This is a genomic window from Streptomyces sp. NPDC004542, from assembly GCF_040610035.1.
Lineage (GTDB): Bacteria > Actinomycetota > Actinomycetes > Streptomycetales > Streptomycetaceae > Streptomyces.
On record NZ_JBEXLP010000032.1, the window covers coordinates 1 to 18135 of the forward strand.

At 67.7% G+C, this 18135-nt stretch carries 13 protein-coding genes and 2 pseudogenes; 7 read left to right on the forward strand and 8 right to left on the reverse strand.

Going from position 1 to position 18135, the window contains the following annotated elements:
• Nucleotides 1-242: pseudogene (locus ABZX30_RS19115) on the forward strand (ISAs1 family transposase); the annotation flags it as partial.
• 138 nt (nt 243-380) lie between these two features.
• On the opposite strand, the gene ABZX30_RS19120 reads toward ABZX30_RS19115, so the two are convergent.
• Nucleotides 381-3533, reverse strand: coding sequence for a BTAD domain-containing putative transcriptional regulator (locus ABZX30_RS19120; RefSeq protein ID WP_355934877.1), 3153 nt, complete (start codon nt 3531-3533; stop codon nt 381-383).
• A gap of 741 nt (nt 3534-4274) precedes the next feature.
• Between ABZX30_RS19120 and ABZX30_RS19125 the strand changes: the two genes are divergently transcribed.
• Both ABZX30_RS19125 and ABZX30_RS19130 read left to right on the forward strand, forming a co-directional pair.
• Complete coding sequence (locus tag ABZX30_RS19125; RefSeq protein WP_355934879.1) at nt 4275-4844, forward strand: TetR/AcrR family transcriptional regulator; 570 nt, start codon at nt 4275-4277, stop codon at nt 4842-4844.
• Between the two features lie 258 nt (nt 4845-5102).
• Nucleotides 5103-5966 carry an alpha/beta hydrolase gene (locus ABZX30_RS19130; RefSeq protein ID WP_355934974.1) on the forward strand — a complete coding sequence of 288 codons (864 nt, stop codon included), beginning with the start codon at nt 5103-5105 and terminating at the stop codon, nt 5964-5966.
• Here the strand turns inward: ABZX30_RS19130 and ABZX30_RS19135 are convergent.
• Together ABZX30_RS19135 and ABZX30_RS19140 are read right to left on the reverse strand one after the other, a co-directional pair.
• Nucleotides 5961-8219 carry an FUSC family protein gene (locus tag ABZX30_RS19135; RefSeq protein ID WP_355934881.1) on the reverse strand — a complete coding sequence of 753 codons (2259 nt, stop codon included), beginning with the start codon at nt 8217-8219 and terminating at the stop codon, nt 5961-5963. The two genes, ABZX30_RS19130 and ABZX30_RS19135, sit on opposite strands and share 6 nt — an antisense overlap.
• Nucleotides 8220-8303: 84 nt before the next feature.
• Nucleotides 8304-8933 (reverse strand): isochorismatase family cysteine hydrolase, encoded by a 630-nt coding sequence (locus ABZX30_RS19140; protein ID WP_355934883.1) that lies wholly within the window; start codon nt 8931-8933, stop codon nt 8304-8306.
• 405 nt (nt 8934-9338) lie between these two features.
• Here ABZX30_RS19140 and ABZX30_RS19145 point away from each other — a divergent pair, with 405 nt between their 5' ends.
• A complete protein-coding gene (locus ABZX30_RS19145) occupies nt 9339-10034 on the forward strand; it encodes a TetR/AcrR family transcriptional regulator (RefSeq protein ID WP_355934885.1) in 696 nt (231 codons plus the stop codon).
• Nucleotides 10035-10196: 162 nt separating this feature from the next.
• On the opposite strand, the gene ABZX30_RS19150 is transcribed toward ABZX30_RS19145, so the two are convergent.
• From ABZX30_RS19150 to ABZX30_RS19160, 3 genes and pseudogenes are all read right to left on the reverse strand, one after another.
• Nucleotides 10197-11066 (reverse strand): alpha/beta hydrolase, encoded by an 870-nt coding sequence (locus tag ABZX30_RS19150; RefSeq protein ID WP_355934886.1) that lies wholly within the window; start codon nt 11064-11066, stop codon nt 10197-10199.
• A 248-nt stretch (nt 11067-11314) separates the two neighbouring features.
• Nucleotides 11315-11473 (reverse strand): annotated as a pseudogene (locus tag ABZX30_RS19155) (IS5/IS1182 family transposase); the annotation flags it as partial.
• A 51-nt stretch (nt 11474-11524) separates the two neighbouring features.
• Nucleotides 11525-12049: a DUF4863 family protein gene (locus tag ABZX30_RS19160; RefSeq protein WP_355934887.1), complete on the reverse strand. Its 525-nt coding sequence runs from the start codon at nt 12047-12049 to the stop codon at nt 11525-11527.
• 362 nt (nt 12050-12411) lie between these two features.
• Between ABZX30_RS19160 and ABZX30_RS19165 the strand changes: the two genes are divergently transcribed.
• The 3 genes from ABZX30_RS19165 to ABZX30_RS19175 are packed head-to-tail and all read left to right on the forward strand — an operon-like array spanning nt 12412 to nt 16169.
• On the forward strand, nt 12412-14205 hold the full coding sequence (locus tag ABZX30_RS19165; RefSeq protein WP_355934888.1) for an FAD-dependent monooxygenase: 1794 nt from the start codon (nt 12412-12414) through the stop codon (nt 14203-14205).
• Nucleotides 14206-14208: 3 nt separating this feature from the next.
• A complete protein-coding gene (locus tag ABZX30_RS19170) occupies nt 14209-15264 on the forward strand; it encodes a maleylacetate reductase (RefSeq protein WP_355934889.1) in 1056 nt (351 codons plus the stop codon).
• Nucleotides 15261-16169, forward strand: coding sequence for a dioxygenase (locus ABZX30_RS19175; protein WP_355934891.1), 909 nt, complete (start codon nt 15261-15263; stop codon nt 16167-16169). Before ABZX30_RS19170 ends, ABZX30_RS19175 begins: the two co-directional genes overlap by 4 nt.
• A gap of 65 nt (nt 16170-16234) precedes the next feature.
• Here ABZX30_RS19175 and ABZX30_RS19180 read toward each other — a convergent pair whose 3' ends face one another.
• Both ABZX30_RS19180 and ABZX30_RS19185 read right to left on the reverse strand, forming a co-directional pair.
• Complete coding sequence (locus tag ABZX30_RS19180; protein ID WP_355934893.1) at nt 16235-17173, reverse strand: helix-turn-helix domain-containing protein; 939 nt, start codon at nt 17171-17173, stop codon at nt 16235-16237.
• A complete protein-coding gene (locus tag ABZX30_RS19185) occupies nt 17170-18087 on the reverse strand; it encodes a LysR substrate-binding domain-containing protein (RefSeq protein ID WP_355934895.1) in 918 nt (305 codons plus the stop codon). The genes ABZX30_RS19180 and ABZX30_RS19185 overlap by 4 nt, the downstream gene beginning before the upstream one ends.
• Nucleotides 18088-18135 lie beyond the last annotated feature (48 nt).

The window sequence follows — 18135 nt, forward strand, 5'->3', positions numbered from 1 at the left end:
GACACTGGACCGTGGAAGCCCAGCACCACATCCGCGACCGTACCTTCGCCGAAGACGCCTCCACAGTCCACGCCGGCAACGCACCCCGTGTCATGGCCACCCTCCGCAACCTCGCGATCGGAGCCCTCAAAGCCCTCGGAGCGACCAACATCGCGAAGACCACCCGCGCCATCCGCGACCAACCCGAACGGGCCCTCCCCATCCTGGGCATCACCTACAAGCCCGACCTCAACGGAACTTGATCAAGCCCTGCGCGGTAGGGGGGTATGACAGCAGAGTCGGATGGCGCCCGGCACTCTCGACGGCTCCATGGCCGGCACCGGCCTGACCCTCGACGAAGCCACGTCACCTTGACGAGCCGAAGTCAGTACACGCCAAGCTCAGGGCTTGCTGTTCGGTACCGGTGCGCCGGTCCGGGCGAGCAGGCGGTCGGCTCGTTGCGCGAAGAGATGCGCACCTTGCCGCAGTGCCACGGTGCGGGCCCGGTCCGCCAAGCTTGCGGCGCCCCGGGTATCGCCGTCGGCGAAGTGCAGTTGTGCGCGGACAAGGATGATCAAAGCCTCCGTGGGCCGCTGTCCGTAACGTTCAAGGTACTCGTCGGCGCGGTCGAGTGCTGCCCCGGCCTTGTCCGGTGAGCCTGCGGCGATGTGCATTTCCCCCAGGAGGGCGTACCAGGTCGAGACGCACGTGCGGACGGGGTTCGCCAGGTGTGTACGAATGAGGCGTTCTGCTGCGTCCGCGGCGTCTGCGGGACCCTGCCCTGTAGTCGCCAGCGCCCAGTACTGGGCCAGGCGGAGGTAGGTGCCCAGGGAGACGAAGGAGAAGTGCGGGTCGGCGGCGATTCCCCGCTCGGCCGCACGCAGAGCCCACTGGGGGTCGCCGGTCACCGAGGCGGTGCGGGCTTCGAAAGAGGCGGCGGTGATGACGGCGTACGGATCATCCCCCGCCACTCTCGTGAGGGCGTCGAACATGGCCCGCGCTCGGGCCGTCTGCCCGTGGTGGCCTGTGATCTCCGCGAACATTCCCGCGGTCATCAGCTGTACGCCGCTCCGTACGGGATCGTACTCGTCGTCTTGGCTGGAGAAGGTGTCGGTGTCCAGCGCGCTCAGGCGCTCGAAGGATGCGCCTATGTTTCCCACGCACCACTCGTGGATACCCGCCGCCGCCCTGCCGTAAGTCCTGACAACCGGGTCTTCGGCCGTTCTGCCCAACTCCTCGAGCCGGCGGGCCAGGGGAGTGCTGCGGTCCAGGTCGAGAGCCTGGCCGTGTGCTGTCCAGCGGGAGAAGAGAAACCCCGCCGCCTCACGCTCGTGCCCGAGACGGTGCGCGACCTGTTCCGCGCGCTCCAGCAGGCTGACAGAAGCCGAGCCGTACATCGACCGCATCCCCACGACTGCGATCAGCTGCGAGAGAGCCCTGAGCTCCAACTCGGGAAGTGCTGCTTTGCGTGTCAGCTCCACGGCGGATGCCAGGTGGCGCTCGGCCGCGCCCAACGCCGTCTTCGCCTTGGCTTGAGCGCCGGCGCGGACCAGTGACGCAACGATACGCGCCGGGTCCGCCAAGGGACCCGCGCTCCACAGGTGGTGCGCCAGCCGTTCGGCGACAGACTCGTCGCTCAGGCCGACCTCCTCGATGGCGTCCGCTATGGAGCCATGGAGGGTCGCGGCACGACCGGGCGGGATTGTCTCTGAGACTGCTTGCCGCACCAGGTCGTGGGTGAAGCGGTAGGAGAAGGGGTCGCCTGGTGTAGGGCCGACCAGACCAAGATTGCGGGCAGGTTCCAGGCGCTCGAGGCATGAACTCACCCCAAGGGAAGCCGCCCGGGCCAGCAAGACAAGTTCGATGCTCCGGCCGACTAGTGCCGCGATGTCAAGCAGCTCTCGGGTGCCCTGGTCGAGCACGGCGAGACGGTCGCGTACGACATCACGCACCGTTACCGGCACGGTGCTGCACAGCACCGTTTTCATGGTGACCTCGCCCTCGGCGGCCCACAGTCGTCCCAGCTCCTGAACATAGAACGGGTTGCCGGCTGTGCGGCTCCGGACTGTTCGAGCTACGTCCGGGGCGAGGCGGATTCCGGTTTCCAGTTGGATGAGCTCGGCCACCTCGGTAACGCTCAGGGGGCCTACCAAGAGTCGCCGGTGGCCTGTTGCGCGACTGGCGGCTGCGAGTGTCCGAACCAGTTCCAGGCAGGGCGAAGGGCTGAGGTTACGAAACGCGGCGACGACGGCCGTACCAGCGGGAAGGCGGGAGACGACATGATCCAGCAGCTGGAGCGAACTCGTGTCCGCCCATTGGAGGTCGTCAAGCATCAATACGACCGACTGTTCGCCGGCCGCCTCGGTGATCAGGTCGACGACCTGTTCCAGCAGCCGGAACCGGGCGTTGCTGTCGGGGATCGGCGGAGCCTTCGGCTTCTCCGTGCGAGAGTCGACGAGATGACCGAGATCGCGAGCTGTCCACTGCGCCCGCAGTGACGCCGGTACGGTTTCAAACAGCCTGGAAACTATCTCGACCCAAGGCCACATCGTCGGTCTGCCCTCACCCTCGAGGCAGTGCCCCCAGACCACGAGAGCGCCACGGTCCTCGGCATGACAGGCGATCTCTTCCATGAGCCGACTTTTCCCGACGCCGGGTTCGCCCTCCAACAGGACCACTGCCGTGCCGTTTCCTGTTCCCAGGGCCGGTTCGACAGCGCGTTGCAGCGCTGAGAGCTCGTCCGCCCGGCCGACCAGCCGGTCGAGTGCGCCCGGCGAGACCAGGGAGGGCGACAGTGCCGAGAGCTCCGCGGGCGCTGCGGTCACGGGCTCAGCAGGCCGCGCCGTGGTGTCTTGGGCCGGGGCCGAAGGGGTCCGGGGTGTGTGGGTCTGGGTGAGTACCCGCTGGTGCGCGGCTTTGAGGGCCTGCCCGGGGTCTATGCCGAGGTCGTCTGCGAGGCGTCCGCGCACGGCGTCGAAGACACCCAGGGCTTCCGCCTGGCGACCTGCGTCGCCCAGCACGGTGATGAGACTGGCCAGCACTGATTCGTGCAGCGGGGCCATCTTGGCAGCCAGGTGCAAGGCCGGAAGTACTCGCGCGGGCTGCCCCAGTGCCAGCGCGACGTCGGCCGCCTCCATGCAGGCCTGGAAGTACTCGTTGTTGAGCCCCGCGAAGATCGGTGCGGCTACCGGTCCGTGTGTCCACCCGTCGCCGGCCGGGCCGTTCCACAGCCGGAGGGCGTCGAGGTACTGCGCCAGCGCAGTGGCATCGTGCTCCTCCGCCCGCGCTTTTCGGGCTGCGTCGGATTGCTGCCGGAACCTCGTGAGGTCGAGAAGGCCCTCTCCAGCTGTGCACAAGTAGCCATTGCCCCGCCTCAGCAGGTAGGCGCCCGCTGTCCGTGGGGGCAGGTCGGGCTCCAACAGGCGTCGTATCGAGCCGACGTACTTGTGGATCACGTTGAGGGCGCTGACGGGCGCATCCTCACCCCAGATCAGGTCGATCAGATCGCTGATGCCGGTCGGTTGGCCTCCCCGGGCGAGGAGCAATGCCAACATGTAGGCCTGTTGGGGCGGTCCCGCCTCCAACTCACACTCGCCCCGCCACAGCCTCAACGGACCAAGCACTTGCAGGCGCAGAGGGCCCTTGCGTGTCAGATCCCCCATCGGGTCGGTGCTTCCTGGACTTCCTGGAACGACAAGCGTTGATGTCATGGTCCGACCTCCTCGATGGTTCCACCCCGGCCCCACCGCTCGCTCCTGCGCAGCTAGGAGTTGCGCTAGCGTGAGTGCAGACACACTCTAGATGCTGGAGTACCACTCTAGCCAGTCTCCATTACCAACTCGACGAGGCGCGGTGACGAACGGACGGGACCTCTGCGCGACGCTCAGACAGAGCGACACCGACGCTGCCGCCGGTCGTCCGGCGCATGCACAGATTCAGCGTGCGCACGCGGCAGGTGACCCGACCGCCGAGCTCGAGGGATTGGACGGGCTCCTCCGAGCAGCCCAGCGCGACGGAAACCCTGCGCGTGGAGAGCCGGCACCGCGCACGGAGAGCCGGCGCAGGGCGCCGAGGACACCGGAAGGCCCTGGTCCGGACTACTTCGACGTGAAAGGTGACGCCACCCGTCCGAGACCCGACTGAAGAAGCTCACTGACCGGGGTCGCCACCCAGGACTTCGCGGACCTCGGCCAGGTGCTGGATCCCACGGTAAAGCGACACAGGCCGCCACCCACGAGACGAGGAGTGACACGTTGCCAGGGCAGACGCCGAGCCGTCGTGAGGAGTACGCCAGGATGACTCGGCAAGAAGTCGTCAAGGCCGCGCGGAAGCTGTTCGGCACGCCCGGCTATGCACAGATCACCGTCGAGAAGATCGCACGCGAGGCGCGGGTTTCCCCTGCCACCGTCTACGCCCGGTGCGGGGGGAAGGAAGGGCTTCTCCGCACCTTGATGGAGATGTGGACGACGAGCCCGGCAGTGGGACAGATCATCACCGACTCGGCAGCCGCGCCCACAGGCCGTACCAAGCTGGAGGTCCTGGCCGAGAGCTACGTCAGGCATGCCGCCGAGGCCGGCGACATCATGCGCATACTCGAGCGTGCAGCACCCGTCTTCCCGGCAGCCCAAGAGTTCCTCGACATCGCCGACCGACGTCACATAGAGGCGCTGGAAACGATCGTCAAGGGCATCGCAGACAACGGCGGCCTGGCCGAGGGACTCTCCGTCCAGGACGCTTCGAAGATCATCTTCTTCCACTTCCGCAATCCCCAGCTCGTCCTCGCCGCGGAGACCTTCGGGTGGGGCGTCGACCGCGCAAGCCGGTGGCTCGTGGACCAGGTCTCGGCCGCGATCCTCAAAGGCTGACACCGGACGGACGCCACGCCACGCCTCGTCGCGACTCCACAAGTCGTTCACAGCGGGCCCGTACGTTTCGGTGAGCTTCTTCGGTCTGGCCGCCAACCGGGTGACACGGAAAGCAGACGCAGGGCACCGAGGACACCTGAACGCCCTGGTCCGCGCTACTTCAACGGGAACGGTGACGTCACCCTTCCGAGACCCGGCTGATGAAGCTCAGTGATCGCTCCCAAGGAACCGAAACACCGGGCAAAGGCGGCAGAGAACATGGTCACGATTCATCACCGGTACGCCGTGGTCGACGGTCACCAGGTCTTCTACCGGGAAGCCGGCCCGAGAGACAGGCCCACCCTGGTGCTCCTGCACGGCTTCCCTGCCAGCTCTCTGATGTTCCGACACCTTCTCCCACGGCTGGCCGACCGCTGGCATCTCGTGGCACCCGATCACCTCGGTTTCGGACTTTCGGACGCGCCGCCGGCTGACGAGTTCACGTATTCATTCGACTCGCTTGCCGGTATCACCGGAAACCTTCTCGCTCAGCTCGGCATCGAGCGGTACTGCCTGTTCGTCCACGACCACGGGGCACCCATCGGGTGGAGGCTCATCCTGAAGACTCCAGCCGCAGTCTCGGCGATCATCACCCAGAACGGCAACGCATACGACGAAGGGTTAAAGCCGGAGTTCTTCACCGCGGTGCGCGACTACTGGCGCGAGCAAACCCCCCGCACCGAGGCCGGCGTTCGTCAGGCGCTCACCTTGGAGCTGACCCGCTGGCGCTACCTCACCGGAGTCACCGACGAGACCTTGGTCGACCCGGTCACCTGGACCCATGACCACGATCTGTTGTCGCGCCCCGACAACGACAGGGTGCAGCTTGCGCTGTTCCTGGACTATGCCACCAACCTGGCGTTGTACCCGAAGGTGCAGCGCTACTTCCGCGAGCGGCAGGTTCCACTGCTCGCCATCTGGGGCAAGGGCGACCCGATCTTCGGACCTGCCGGGGCACTGGCCTTCACCACCGACCTGCCGGACGCGGAGGTCCACCTGGTGGCTGGCGGTCACTTCCTGCTCGAGAGCGCTCTGGAGGAGGTTGTCCCCCTCATCCGAACATTCTTGAGCAAGCACCTATGATCCCCGGCAGGCCCGGTTCACGGATCGGTCACTGGTCGTCCACCGCGCATCCCTGGCGTCCTGAGTCGTTAAGTCAGGTGAAGCGTCCGGGCCAGGCCCGTGATGCTCTCGTCCACCCGTTGGAGGTGCCGCAGGACTCGTCGTGCCGCGTTGACGTCCTCGGCAAGCGCGCCAGGTTCGCTCACTTCGACAGGGGTGGGCATCCCGGTACCGCGCACCAGCGTGATGTCGCCCTCGCCTCGGACGGTTACCTGGCTGATCAGGACTGCGAGGTTGCGGTCGATCCTGCGGGCCTCGTCCAGGAGGCGCGGATCGGCGCCGATGTGGAGGCCGGATGGAACCAGTTCGACGGTGGCAGCCAGGCTGCGTGTGGAAGGCGGCCGTCTCCAGTAGCCCCAGCACACGAAGCGCGGCGCGCCGCCGGGACCGCAACGGACTGATCGGAGTGAGCAACGGCTGCACCGACAGGCGCAGGCTGTGCAGGGCCGAATCCAGCGCGCGGGCCGGACCAAGCAGGTCCCCGCCCGACGCGCCGCCCACATGGGCCAGCGATTGGGAGAGCACCGCGCGCAGCCGCTCCAGCACGTCGCGCAGCAACTGGTCCGTGCGATCCCGGGTATGCACCGGCAGCACGAACAGAGCGGCCGTCAGCCCGCACGCGATCCCCAGCGCGGTCTCCTCGATCCGCACCACCAGCACGCTCGGGGTGAGGGTATGGAGCAGCGTGTACAGCATGCCGATCATCGTGGTGACGAAGAAGGACATCAGCGTGTAGGAGACCGCGATCGTGTAGTACATCCCGAACACGCCGAGGACCGCCAAGGCGAAGGCCGGCCAGGAGGCGTCGCCTATCAGGGTGGCGAGGGCGAGCCCGGCGACGACACCCACCACCGTGCCGATCAGGCGTCGGTATCCCCTGACCAGGATCTCGCCGGTGGAGGCGGTGCTGATGAACACCACCCAGCAGGTGAAGACTGCCCAGTACCAGCGCTGCGGCGACAGCAGTTCACCGCCGACGATGGCCAGCGCCGATCCGGTCGCGACCTGGAGCGCGGTCCGCGTGGTGGGGCGGAGGCGGGGGCCCTGCTGCCTCGGCAGGGCATCCTTCGCCGGGGCAGGGCCCTCCGCCTTCAGCCCCTCAAGCGTGCGTGCCGCCTCGGGGGTGTCCTGGACCGCCCGGCTTTCCCCGTCGCCGGCCAGACGCAGGCAGAACAGGGCGCGAGCGAAGTCCCCGGTAGAGCGGAAGACGTCCTGCATCTCCGGAGACGCGGAGGGCAGATGCTCGTCCCTGCGGTAGCCGAGCAGCCGACCTCGGACCTCGGTGGGACCAGCGCCCGCCGGCCGCAACGGACCCGAACCGATCGCCACGCGCAGCGCCCGCAGCTCCGAGATCAGCACGGGCAACGCCGCCGCGTCGCGGGCGTCGAGGGGGGATCCGGCAGATGGGACCTTCATCAGGTGCCGGGACAGGGTGTCGACGCCGGCGCCGGGCCAAAGGACCCGCAGTACGAGGACGGCCAACCGCTCCGCGGCCGTCTCGGCTTCCGCCACACGGCACTGGATGGCGATGGCCGTGCGCTTGTCGGGCGTGCCGGTTCCCAGCTGGCTCTGGATCATCAATGCGCCCGCGTGCAGGCGGGCCGCATGCCGGCGTACGGCGTGGACCGCCCGCTCGGCGCGCGGCGCCTCTGGTCCGCCCTCGGCCACATCGATCAGCGCGTCGAGCACCAGCACCAGACGCAGTCCGAAGGCTCGCTGCAGCCGCGCCAGCGTCCGCTCCGGCGGCGAGCGCAGGAGGGCGAACCGGACCAACGCCGAACTGCCGAAGGCCACCAGCACGGCCAGGCACAGCTGAGGCAACTGCTCCAGGCGAGTCTTGACGAACTGGGTCACGAAGAAGAGCTGGAAGGCGAAAATGCCCAGCGCGGTCGCGCGCGAGCCCAGCCACCGGATGTAGATGGCGGCGAAGATCAGCAGCACGAACACCACGTCCGCCATCACCCGGTACGGCGCCAGTGCGCTGCCAACCGCCATGATGGCCCAGGCGACCGGCACCCCCGTCGCGAGGGTAAGTGCTTGGTCGCGCGGCCGGGGTTCGGTGACCGCGGCCGTGCTGACCATCGCCGTGAGAGCACCCGTCACCAGGATCGGCACCGGGGCGTCCAGCGCCGCGATGACACCGAGCGTCAGCAGTACCGCGCAGACCGTGCCGAGCGCGGACAGCATCCGCATCAGTCCGGGATCGGATGCCAAGAACCGGCCATAAACATCCGCCAAGCCCGTTCGTGTCCGCCGCATGCCCCAGCTGCTCTCCCCACCGGATCGGCGGTGAACGTGTTATGCCGCCGACTCGTCGAGCGAGGCCAGGAAGTCGTCCACGCTGACCACGCTGTGGGAGACCATGTTCAGGCCGCGCATCATCGCCTGGTACGTGACCAGGCCACCGGGAGCGGCTATCGCGTCGGTGAACGCCGTGACGTGGTAGCCGCGCTCCATGGCGGTGCGGGCCGTCGATTCCACGGCCATGATCCCGGAGACCCCGGCGATCGCCAGATATTCAACTCCGCGCTGCCGGAGCTGGAAGTCGAGGTCGGTGTGGTGGAGGACATCGAGACCCTTGTGCGGCGCGAGGATCACTTCGCCCGGCTGGGGAGCCAGTTCCTCGTGGAACTCGGTGTTCCAGGTGCCGGCCCCGAACATCCGGTTGTCGAACATCTGCTGGTGAATCCCGGAGATATGCCTCCAGGTCGAATAGTCCTCGTCAGTGAAGGAAGTCGTCGAGTAAAAGACGGGGATGTCTTTGTGACGCCGCACACCGGCGATGAGCTTCTTCAGGTTGCCGATCGTGTCCAGTCGTTCGTATTCCGGTGCATAGATGGAATAGGCCTTGCCGTCCTCCGAAAAGTTCTCGTTGACGAGGTCAATGAGCAGCAATCCCCATCGGCCGTGTTCATAGCTACTTGCCATGGCTTTCCCCCGGTGAAGGAGTCATCAGCGGTGGACCGAGACCTGTTCCACCACAGTTACAGGTGATGACTGTAACGTAACTGGCCTCCGGGCGCAGCCCCCGTTGTCACCGGCCCGTGCCACCAGCACCTCAGGCGCTGATCGGCAGGGCCGTAAGCGCTGAAGGCCCATGACAGGGTGACGGCGCACGAGGTCGCCGGGACGGTCGTCCAGACAGATCGCGCCGTCCTCGTCGGCCACGCGCTGAGGCCGTCGGTCATGAGGGGTGCGTCTGCTGGGGGGTGTTCTGCCGATCGCCGGCGCCGGGGAGGCCCTAATTCGTTACAGTCAATTATTGGAACTAAATTGTTCTGGAGTGGCTCCGAGCTGGCTAGTGTGGATGCCCACAAGAAGGGACAGCACGCTGTGAGCAGCAAGGACCAGAGCGTCGTCGGCCGCGCACGCCGACCGCGACGCAAGGCCGGGACGGAGACGGGCACGCCCGAGCAGGAGCGCACGCCCCGCCCCGGCGGCAGGCCGCGGGACCCCGCGATCGAGGAGGCGATCCTTGAGGCCACGCGTAAGCGCCTGGCCACCGACGGGTACACGCGGATGACGATCGGCGACGTGGTGGCGGACGCCGGTGTGACGCGCCCCACCTTGTACCGGCGCTGGCCGAACAAGTACGAGTTGGTGGTGGACGCGCTCCACTACGGTCTGCAGAAGCAGCGCGAGAGCTACCCGTCTTTCGACGTGGACGGGATGACGCCGCTGGATGCGTTCACAGAGGCCGTCCGGCGCCTGGACCCCCGGTACCACAACGCGCGGGCGATGGGGCTGCACGGCAACTTCATGGGCGAGGCCGAGCGCGAGCCGGCACTGTTCGAGCAGATGCGCGAGCGCGGCAACAGGCCGCGCTGCGAGGAGCTGAAGCAGACCCTGCGGCACCTGCAGGACGCCGGCGCGGTACGTGACGACGCCGACCTCGACACCGTGGTCATCCTGTGCTTCGGCAGCTACTTCGGCGACTACCTGCAAACCGGGGCGAGCACACCCGCCGATCACGCGGAGCGGGTCGTGGCCGCACTGTGGCCCACGATCCGGGCAGACGAGCACGGGTAGCCTCCGGCTGGTCGGGCTCCCCCTGGGAGCAGGAGGGTGAAGGCCGCACCGGCTTCTCGGCGCGGGACGCACGCAGCGGCCGTGCGGCGGCAGCGCGAAGCAGGGCCCATTCAGCACTCAACGTTGCCGGAACAGCGGTTCGCGGCTTCCCGCAACCCTCTTTCAGCGTGCCGGCGTGGACCGATCGGCCTCGGTGATCAACTTTTCGACAACGTGCGGGTTGGTGATCATCGGGAGGTGGCCTGCCTTGACCTCGGTGATCTTCGCTCCTGCGTTCTCGGCCATCGCGCGTTGCAGGGTGACGGGAACGATGTGATCTTGGGTGCCAAGCAGGTAGAAGCTCGGTACCGACTTCCAGGCCGGCGCATCGGACTCGTCCGTGAGCGCGCTCAGGGTGACGGGACGCTGGGCCGCAGCCATTTCAGCCGCGTCGCGTGCCGGGATCCCGTTCGCGATGGCGTCTGGGAAGACACTTTGCTTCAGGTAGAGGTCGTAGTCGCCCTCCGGAGCGCCCGGGTACCGCACGAACTCGAAAAGATCCGCCGGGTCGAGTTGATGGTTCGGGTCGAGCAGTCCAAGGACACTGTCACCTTCGTCGGGAACGAATGCATTGATGTAGACAAGGGCTTCTACGTCCTTGTCCGACTTGGCGGCATTCGTGATGACGGCTCCTCCGTATGAGTGGCCGACCAGGACAACCGGGCCGGTGGTTCGGTCCCGGAGGAACGCCGAGAGGTAATCCGAGTCTTCAGGCAGTCCACGAAGCGGTGTCGGGGGCGCGAGGACCTGGTAGCCCTGGGCTTGCAGATCACGGGTGACCTTTGCCCATCCGGAGGAGTCCGCCCAGGCCCCGTGGACGAGCACCACCGTGGGCTTGGGTCTGGTCCCGCTCGAGTGCTCGGTACTCGTCCCGAGCCGCCGGCCGCCCGCATCGTCGGCCGCCTGCGTTGCAGGTACGCCAGTCAGGCTCAGCGTCCCGATGAGGGTGAGAATGCTGATCGTGCGCAGCCGTCGTACTCGGAGGTTGTTCATGGTGTCTCCTGAGGGGGTGACGAGATTCAAGCGGTACGTCCACGGAGTCTGTGCGAAGGGACTGACCTTCTTGTGCATGACCAGTTGAGGGGGAATGACCCGCCGACGGTGTTGGTCGGGGCGGGTGAGGTGAAGGGACGGGTGCCGGCCAACTCGTCTTGGACCGACGCCGGGCGGCGGCCGACCTCGACGTTCGCGGTGGCGGCCCGGTTCAGCAGAGCCTGCAGTGGTCCGGTCTCCGGCCCGGCCGATGCCCACAGCGGACAGCCGGATGGACCGGAGATGCCCGCACGTTCATTCCGTGCTTCTGGTGCTTGCCGGAGGAGAAGGGATGGTCGGCGGCGATCCGGCCGACCGGCAGGAGCGTGCCGTTCCAGCAGGACGTATGCCTTCATTGCCGCGGATCTCGTCACCGAGCACGGCTCGTACTTCCCGCCCGCACTGATGACACGCCCGATCTACGCCGTCGGACCGGTGGCGGCCGGCGGCGTGGCGTCGTAGGAGATGCGGCCCGCCGGCAGGTAGAACAGGGCGATCAGCGCACCACCGCGGACTTCGGGACAGTGCTTGCTGCCGGGGGAAGGTGCCGTCCAGCCGGCGCCCTGCCAGCCGTGCGGACCCATGAGCTGGGCGTCCGGGCCGATCGGCACCACCATGTTGAGCTCACCGTAGGGGTGCTGGTGAAACTGGCCGCGGTAGCGGGGCACGCTGTTCAAGTACACCGCGGTGATGCTGAAGTACTCGGTCCGTGCCGAAGGCGGTTCGATCATGCTGCGGCGGTAGTTCTGGCCGTCGACCTCGATGTTGGCGGCCCACCCCTCCTCCACTCCCTGCTTGATCAGCCGCGACACGTCCGCATACAGCTCGGAGTCGGGTCCGTACGTGGTGTTGAGCCAGGTTTCCAGCTCCTTGCCGGCAGTGCGATTCCTGATCTCCCGCAGGAACGGGATGCTGCGCTCGACAAGTGCTTGCCTGCTGTCCATCGTCGTCCACCTCTGTGTGTGTGGGGGGAATACGCTCCCGGAGCAAGCCCGCGGGCTGGTCGGCCGGGAAGAGCGGCGACACCCGGCCCGGCGTCGCAGGGAGCCCGTGGCGACGAACGGCGGACTCTGCGCGCCCCGATGCCCCGATGCCCCGACACCGCGCCCCGCTGGGACGGCGAGCGTCCGCAGTACCGGCACATCCGCGACGTGGCCGGACGGTCACGGCCTGCTGGACCTTGCGTGCATCCGCCAACTCTTGGCGGTTCCGTCAACCTCACAGCCGAACGGTTCCGTACCTGTCAGGGCGCGTCTCACACTGACGCAGTCGGCAACGCTGCCGGTTCGATGAAAGGCGCACTACGATGCCCATCTTCAGCGACGGAATCTCCGAAACCGGACTGCCGGCCGATGCGACGGTGACAACCGACGTGGTGGTTGTCGGCTCCGGCCCCGCGGGCGCCTCCGCGGCTCTGATGCTGGCGACGCTCGGCGTCGACACCATCATGATCACGAAGTATCGATGGACGGCCAACACCCCTCGCGCGCACATCACCAATCAGCGCTCGATGGAAGTCTTCCGCGACCTGGGCATCGAAGAGCAGGTACTGGCCGACGCCACGGACCACTCCCTCGTCGGCGACACCGTGTTCTGCACCAGCATCGCCGGTGAGGAGATCGGCCGTATTCACACCTGGGGCACGCGTCCGGACCGGGAGGCGGACTACCGTCTGGCCTCCCCCTGCTTGACGGTGGACATCCCACAGACCTATCTCGAACCGATCCTGGTCCGCAATGCGGCGCAGCGCGGTGCGCAGACCCGGTTCTCCACCGAGTACCTCTCGCACACTCAGGACGCCGACGGAGTCACCGTTCAGGTGCTGGACCGGCTCACCGGCCACGAATACGACATCCGGGCGAAGTACCTCATCGGCGCGGACGGCGCCCGCTCCAAGGTCGCCGCCGACCTCGGTCTGCCGTTTGAAGGCGCGATGGACATCGCCGGGTCGATGAACATCACCTTCAGGGCCGACATCAGCCGCTACGTCGCGCACCGGCCCTCCGTCCTGTACTGGGTTGTCCAGCCGGGCTCGAATGTCGGCGGCATCGGGGCCGGGCTGGTGCGCATGGTGCGCCCGTGGGACGAGTGGCTGATCGTGTGGGGCTACGACATAGCCGAAGAGCCTCCGGTCGTCGACGAGGCCGCCGCTGTACAGATCGTCCGCGGCCTCCTGGGCATGCCCACCCTGGAGGTGGAGATCACCGGCACAAGCCTGTGGGGCAACAACGAAATGTATGCGACCCGGCTGCAGCAGGGGCGGGTGTTCTGCGCGGGTGATGCGATCCACCGGCACCCCCCGAGCAACGGCCTGGGGTCCAACACCTCCGTCCAGGACTCCTACAACCTCGTCTGGAAGATCGCGGCAGTACTCAAGGGACAGGCGAAGCCCGCACTGCTGGACACCTACAGTGCCGAACGGGCGCCCGTTGCCGAACGCATCGTCACGCGCGCCAACAAGTCCAGCCGGGAGTTCATCGGCATATTCGACGCACTGGGCGTCCTCGATGCCGCCGACGAGGCCGCGATGATGGCCGCGATCGAGGAGCGCAAAGCCAACACCCCCGCCGGAGCCGCCAAACGAGCCGCCTTGGTACGGGCGATGGAACTGAAGAACTACGAATTCAACGCGCACGGAGTGGAGCTGGGCCAGCACTACACCTCGACGGCCGTCGTCCCCGACGGCAGCGAACTGCCCGCCCCCGCCCGCGACAGCGACCTCTACTACGAGATGTCAACCGTCCCTGGCGCGCATCTGCCGCACGCCTGGGTCGGCGACAGCGCACACCGGCACGCGCTGATGGACCTGGCGCCCTATCACCGCTGGACACTGCTGACCGGCATCGCCGGCGAGATGTGGGAACAGGCGGCCGAGAAGGTCGGCGAGGAACTGGGTGTCCCCCTCACCACCGTCGTCATCGGACCGGGCCGTGAAGTGACGGACCTTTATTACGACTGGGCCAAGCTGCGCGAGATCGGTGAGAGCGGTGTGCTGCTGGTGCGTCCCGACAAGCACATCGCGTGGCGAGCCATGGAGCTGCCCGACGATCCCGAGGGGCAGCTTCGCACGGCACTGCGTTCGATCCTGGGGAGGGACTAGCCCATGCGTTTCGTCCACGACACGCTGCCGCAGCGGGTGCGGTTCGCCACCGGCGCGGCCCGGGAGGGCCTGGCCGCGGAAATCGACGCGCTCGGCGCGCGGCGGGTGATGGTCGTCGCAGGAGCGGGTGAGTGGGACCTCGCCGATCGCGTGACCGCCGGCCTGCCCGTGGTCCACCACCACGACGACGTCGTCATGCACGTTCCCGTCGAGGTCGCTGAGCGGGCTCGGGCGGCGGCCGCCGCCTGGGACGCCGACATCCTGGTCAGTGTCGGCGGTGGGTCGACCACGGGACTGGCCAAGGCGGTCGCGCTGAGCACCGGGCTGCCGATCATCGCGGTCCCCACCACCTATGCCGGTTCGGAGGCCACCGCCGTGTGGGGTCTGACCGAGGACTCCGTGAAGACCACCGGCACCGACGCACGCGTCCTGCCGCGTGCGATCGTCTACGACGCGGCGCTGACGCTCAGCCTGCCCGCCGGGCTGAGTGTCGCCTCGGGTCTCAATGCGCTCGCGCACTGTGTGGACTCGATGTGGGCGCCGCGCACCGATCCGATCAACCAGGCTCTTGCCGTGGAAGGGGTACGGGCGCTGCAGGCGGGACTGCCTCTCGTGGGGAAGGACCCGGGCGCGCTGGAAGGCCGTGAGCAGGCACTGTACGGGGCCTACCTCTCAGCCGTGGCATTCGCCTCCGCGGGGTCCGGTCTGCACCACAAGATGTGCCATGTACTGGGTGGCATGTTCAACCTGCCCCACGCCCAGACGCACGCCGTGGTTCTCCCTCACGTCCTGGCGTTCAACGTGCCATTCGCAGAGGAGGCCGAACGGCGCCTGGCCGCGGCCTTCGGATCCCGGACCGCCGTCGAGGGGCTGGCCTGGCTGCGAGACGAACTCGGTGTGCCGCGCTCCCTGCACGATCTCGGCATGCCGCAGGAAGGGGTGGGGGCAGTGGCCGAGGCCGTCGTGGCCGCCGCGCCGGCCGGAAACCCCGCACCCGTCACGCTCGAGGCGATCACCGAACTCGTCCGCAACGCCTGGGAAGGAGCTGACCCCCGATGAGCGAGAGCACCTCGCCAGGTACGCCGGTCCCGGCCACGCAACAGGAGAGGGAAGCCGAGGTCACCCGCCAGGTGCTGGCGTCCTTCGACGGCTGTGCTGATCCCCGCCTGCGCGAGATCATGCGGTCGTTGGCGCACCACCTGCACGCCTTCGTCCGGGACGTCCGCCTCACTGAGGAGGAGTGGGCGCGGGGGATCGACTTCCTTACTCGCGCCGGCCACATCACCGACGAGCGCCGGCAGGAGTTCATCCTGCTTTCGGACGTGCTCGGTGCCTCCATGCAGACGGTCGCTGTCAACAACGAGGCGTACGACGATGCCACCGAGGCCACCGTCTTCGGACCCTTCTTCGTGGAGAACAGCCCCGAGATCACTCAGGGCGGCGACCTCTCCTTCGGTGCCGCCGGCGAACCGTGCTGGGTGGAGGGCAGCGTCACCGATGTCACCGGAAAGCCTGTGGCCGGAGCGCGGATCGAGGTGTGGGAGGCCGACGAGGACGGCTTCTACGACACACAGTACGGCGACGACCGGACGACAGCCCGCGCGCACCTGTTCAGCGATGCCGACGGCCGGTACCGGTTCTGGGCGCTCACCCCGACGCCGTACCCCATTCCGCACGACGGACCGGTCGGCGCACTGCTGGCTGCGGTCGGCCGTTCGCCCATGCGGGCATCGCACCTGCACTTCATGGTGAGCGCACCCGCGCAGCGGACACTGGTGACGCACATCTTCGTCCGTGGGGACGAACTGCTGGACCAGGACGCCGTGTTCGGGGTGAAGGAGTCGCTGGTCAAGGACTTCCTGCCGCAACCGGCGGGCATACCCACGCCAGACGGCCGCGACCTGGGAGACCGCTCGTGGTCCCGGGTCCGCTTCGACATCGTGCTGGCGCCCGAAGACAGCTGACCGTACGCAGTACCCGGCCGGTGCGCTGCCGCGGGATCCGCGATGGCGCACCGGCCGGCACGCGGTCACGCCTGCGCGCGCGCCTCGCGCAGCAGATCGATGGCGCGCAGTCCGTAGCGCTCCTTGAAACGGTGGGAGAAGTGGGCCGCGGATGCGAACCCACTCCGGGCGGCCACCTCAGCCACCGTCCCCACCGCCCCGGCGCTGAGCAACGCGTGGGCTCGCTCCAGGCGTCGGTGCAGCAGGTAGCGCGGGACGCTGCTGCCGCCCGAGGCGAACACCCGGGACAGATGGCGTTCACTGATGCCGACGCCGCGGGCGACACGAGCCGCGGACAGCCCCGTATCGGTCAGGTGCTCCTCGATGTAGGTCTTCGCCATGGTCAGATGGACGGCGGACAGAGAAGGGACGCGGCCGGTCACCGCGGAGACGAGCATGTCCAGCAGCATGTCCTCGTCTACGTCGACGACAGGATTCGGACGCAGATCCCTGGCAACCAGGTGGGCGAAAGTCTGCGTCAGGGCAGCGCCGGCGTCGACGACCAACGGCTGCGAAAGGGACCTGGGGCTGCCGAGCTCGCGCCACACCGTGTGAGGGATCTTGACCGCCAGTTCCTCCAGGCCGTGGGAGAAGCCCCGCATGAACGGCCGGTCCGCGTCACAGACCAACATCTGGCCCGGGCGCAGCAGTTGCACGCCGTCATCGTGGTAGAAGAAGGCATCGCCGACAAGCGTCAGATAGCAGGCCACGGAGTCCGAAGGAACGCGACGGATCTCCGACTGAGGCCGCTCGACGACGTGCGGGGTGCCGAGGACCCGCGCGAGGTGCATTCGGGGAAGCTGGAGGTTGATCTCCGTGGCGTCCAGCGCGGTGTCGTGCAGTGATCGGCAGCGCAGCCCGATCAAAGCCTCGGCGTTGTGTTCCTCCCACCGGGCGATGCGGTCGGCCTCGGGGAGGCTGTTGGTGTGGAAGCGCACCAAAGCGCTCCTCATGCCGCTCGTCATCCTGTCAGCGTAGAGGGCCGTGTCGTGTCGTGGCCGAGGTCGTCGATGCTCGTCTTGATCAGTGCGGCAACCTGCTCGGTCGCGGGGGTGGAGCATCGGACGCGGCGCGCCAGGACGAGATCGACGGACTCCTTCCTGGCGAGAGGAACATAGACGACGCTGGCCAGTTGCAGGCTCTGTACCGGTGCGGGCACGAGTGCCACACCGTGTCCGGCTGCCACGAAGACGACCAGTGTCGCCGTCTCCCCGACTTCGGTCAGCGACGTGGGCTGGAAACCGGCGTGCCGGCAGGCGGCCAGAACGCTGCCGTGTATGGAGGATCGCGAGGGATGGATGACGAACGGCTCGTCGGCCAACGCCTCGAGCGAGATCCGCCGCCGGGCCGCGAGGGGATGGTGCGAGGGTAGTACGGCTACCAGGGACTCCGAGCGCAGGGGGGTGATGCTGATGTCCTCGTGGTCCACAGGCCCGCGCAGCACGGCGAGGTCGTAGGTGCCGGCGAGCAGGCCGGCCAGCAGGTCGGGGGTGAGAAGTTCGCCGCGCAGGTCCATGGTGACGTCGGGGAGCCGGGCCCGGACGGTGCGTGCGACCTGCGGCAGGAGGTCGTAGGTGGCGGTGCCGATGAAGCCGATCGAGACCCGCCCCGCGCGGCCGGTGGCCAGCTCCGTCATGTGCCGGCGGGCGCGCTCCTCTTCCGCCACGAGGGTGCGGGCGTACTCGAGGAGCCGGTGTCCCGCCTCCGTGAGGGCGACATGCCGGGTCGAGCGGTTGAACAGGGGGGTTCCGAGATCCATTTCCAGCTGCTTGATCTGCTGGGAGAGGGCCGGCTGTGCTACGTGCAGACGGCCGGCCGCCCGCCCGAAGTGTCGTTCCTCGGCCAGCGCGATGAAATACCTGATCTGACGCAGCTCCACACCCTCATTTTATAAGCTCACGTTATTAACTCATGCAGACTGTGTCTT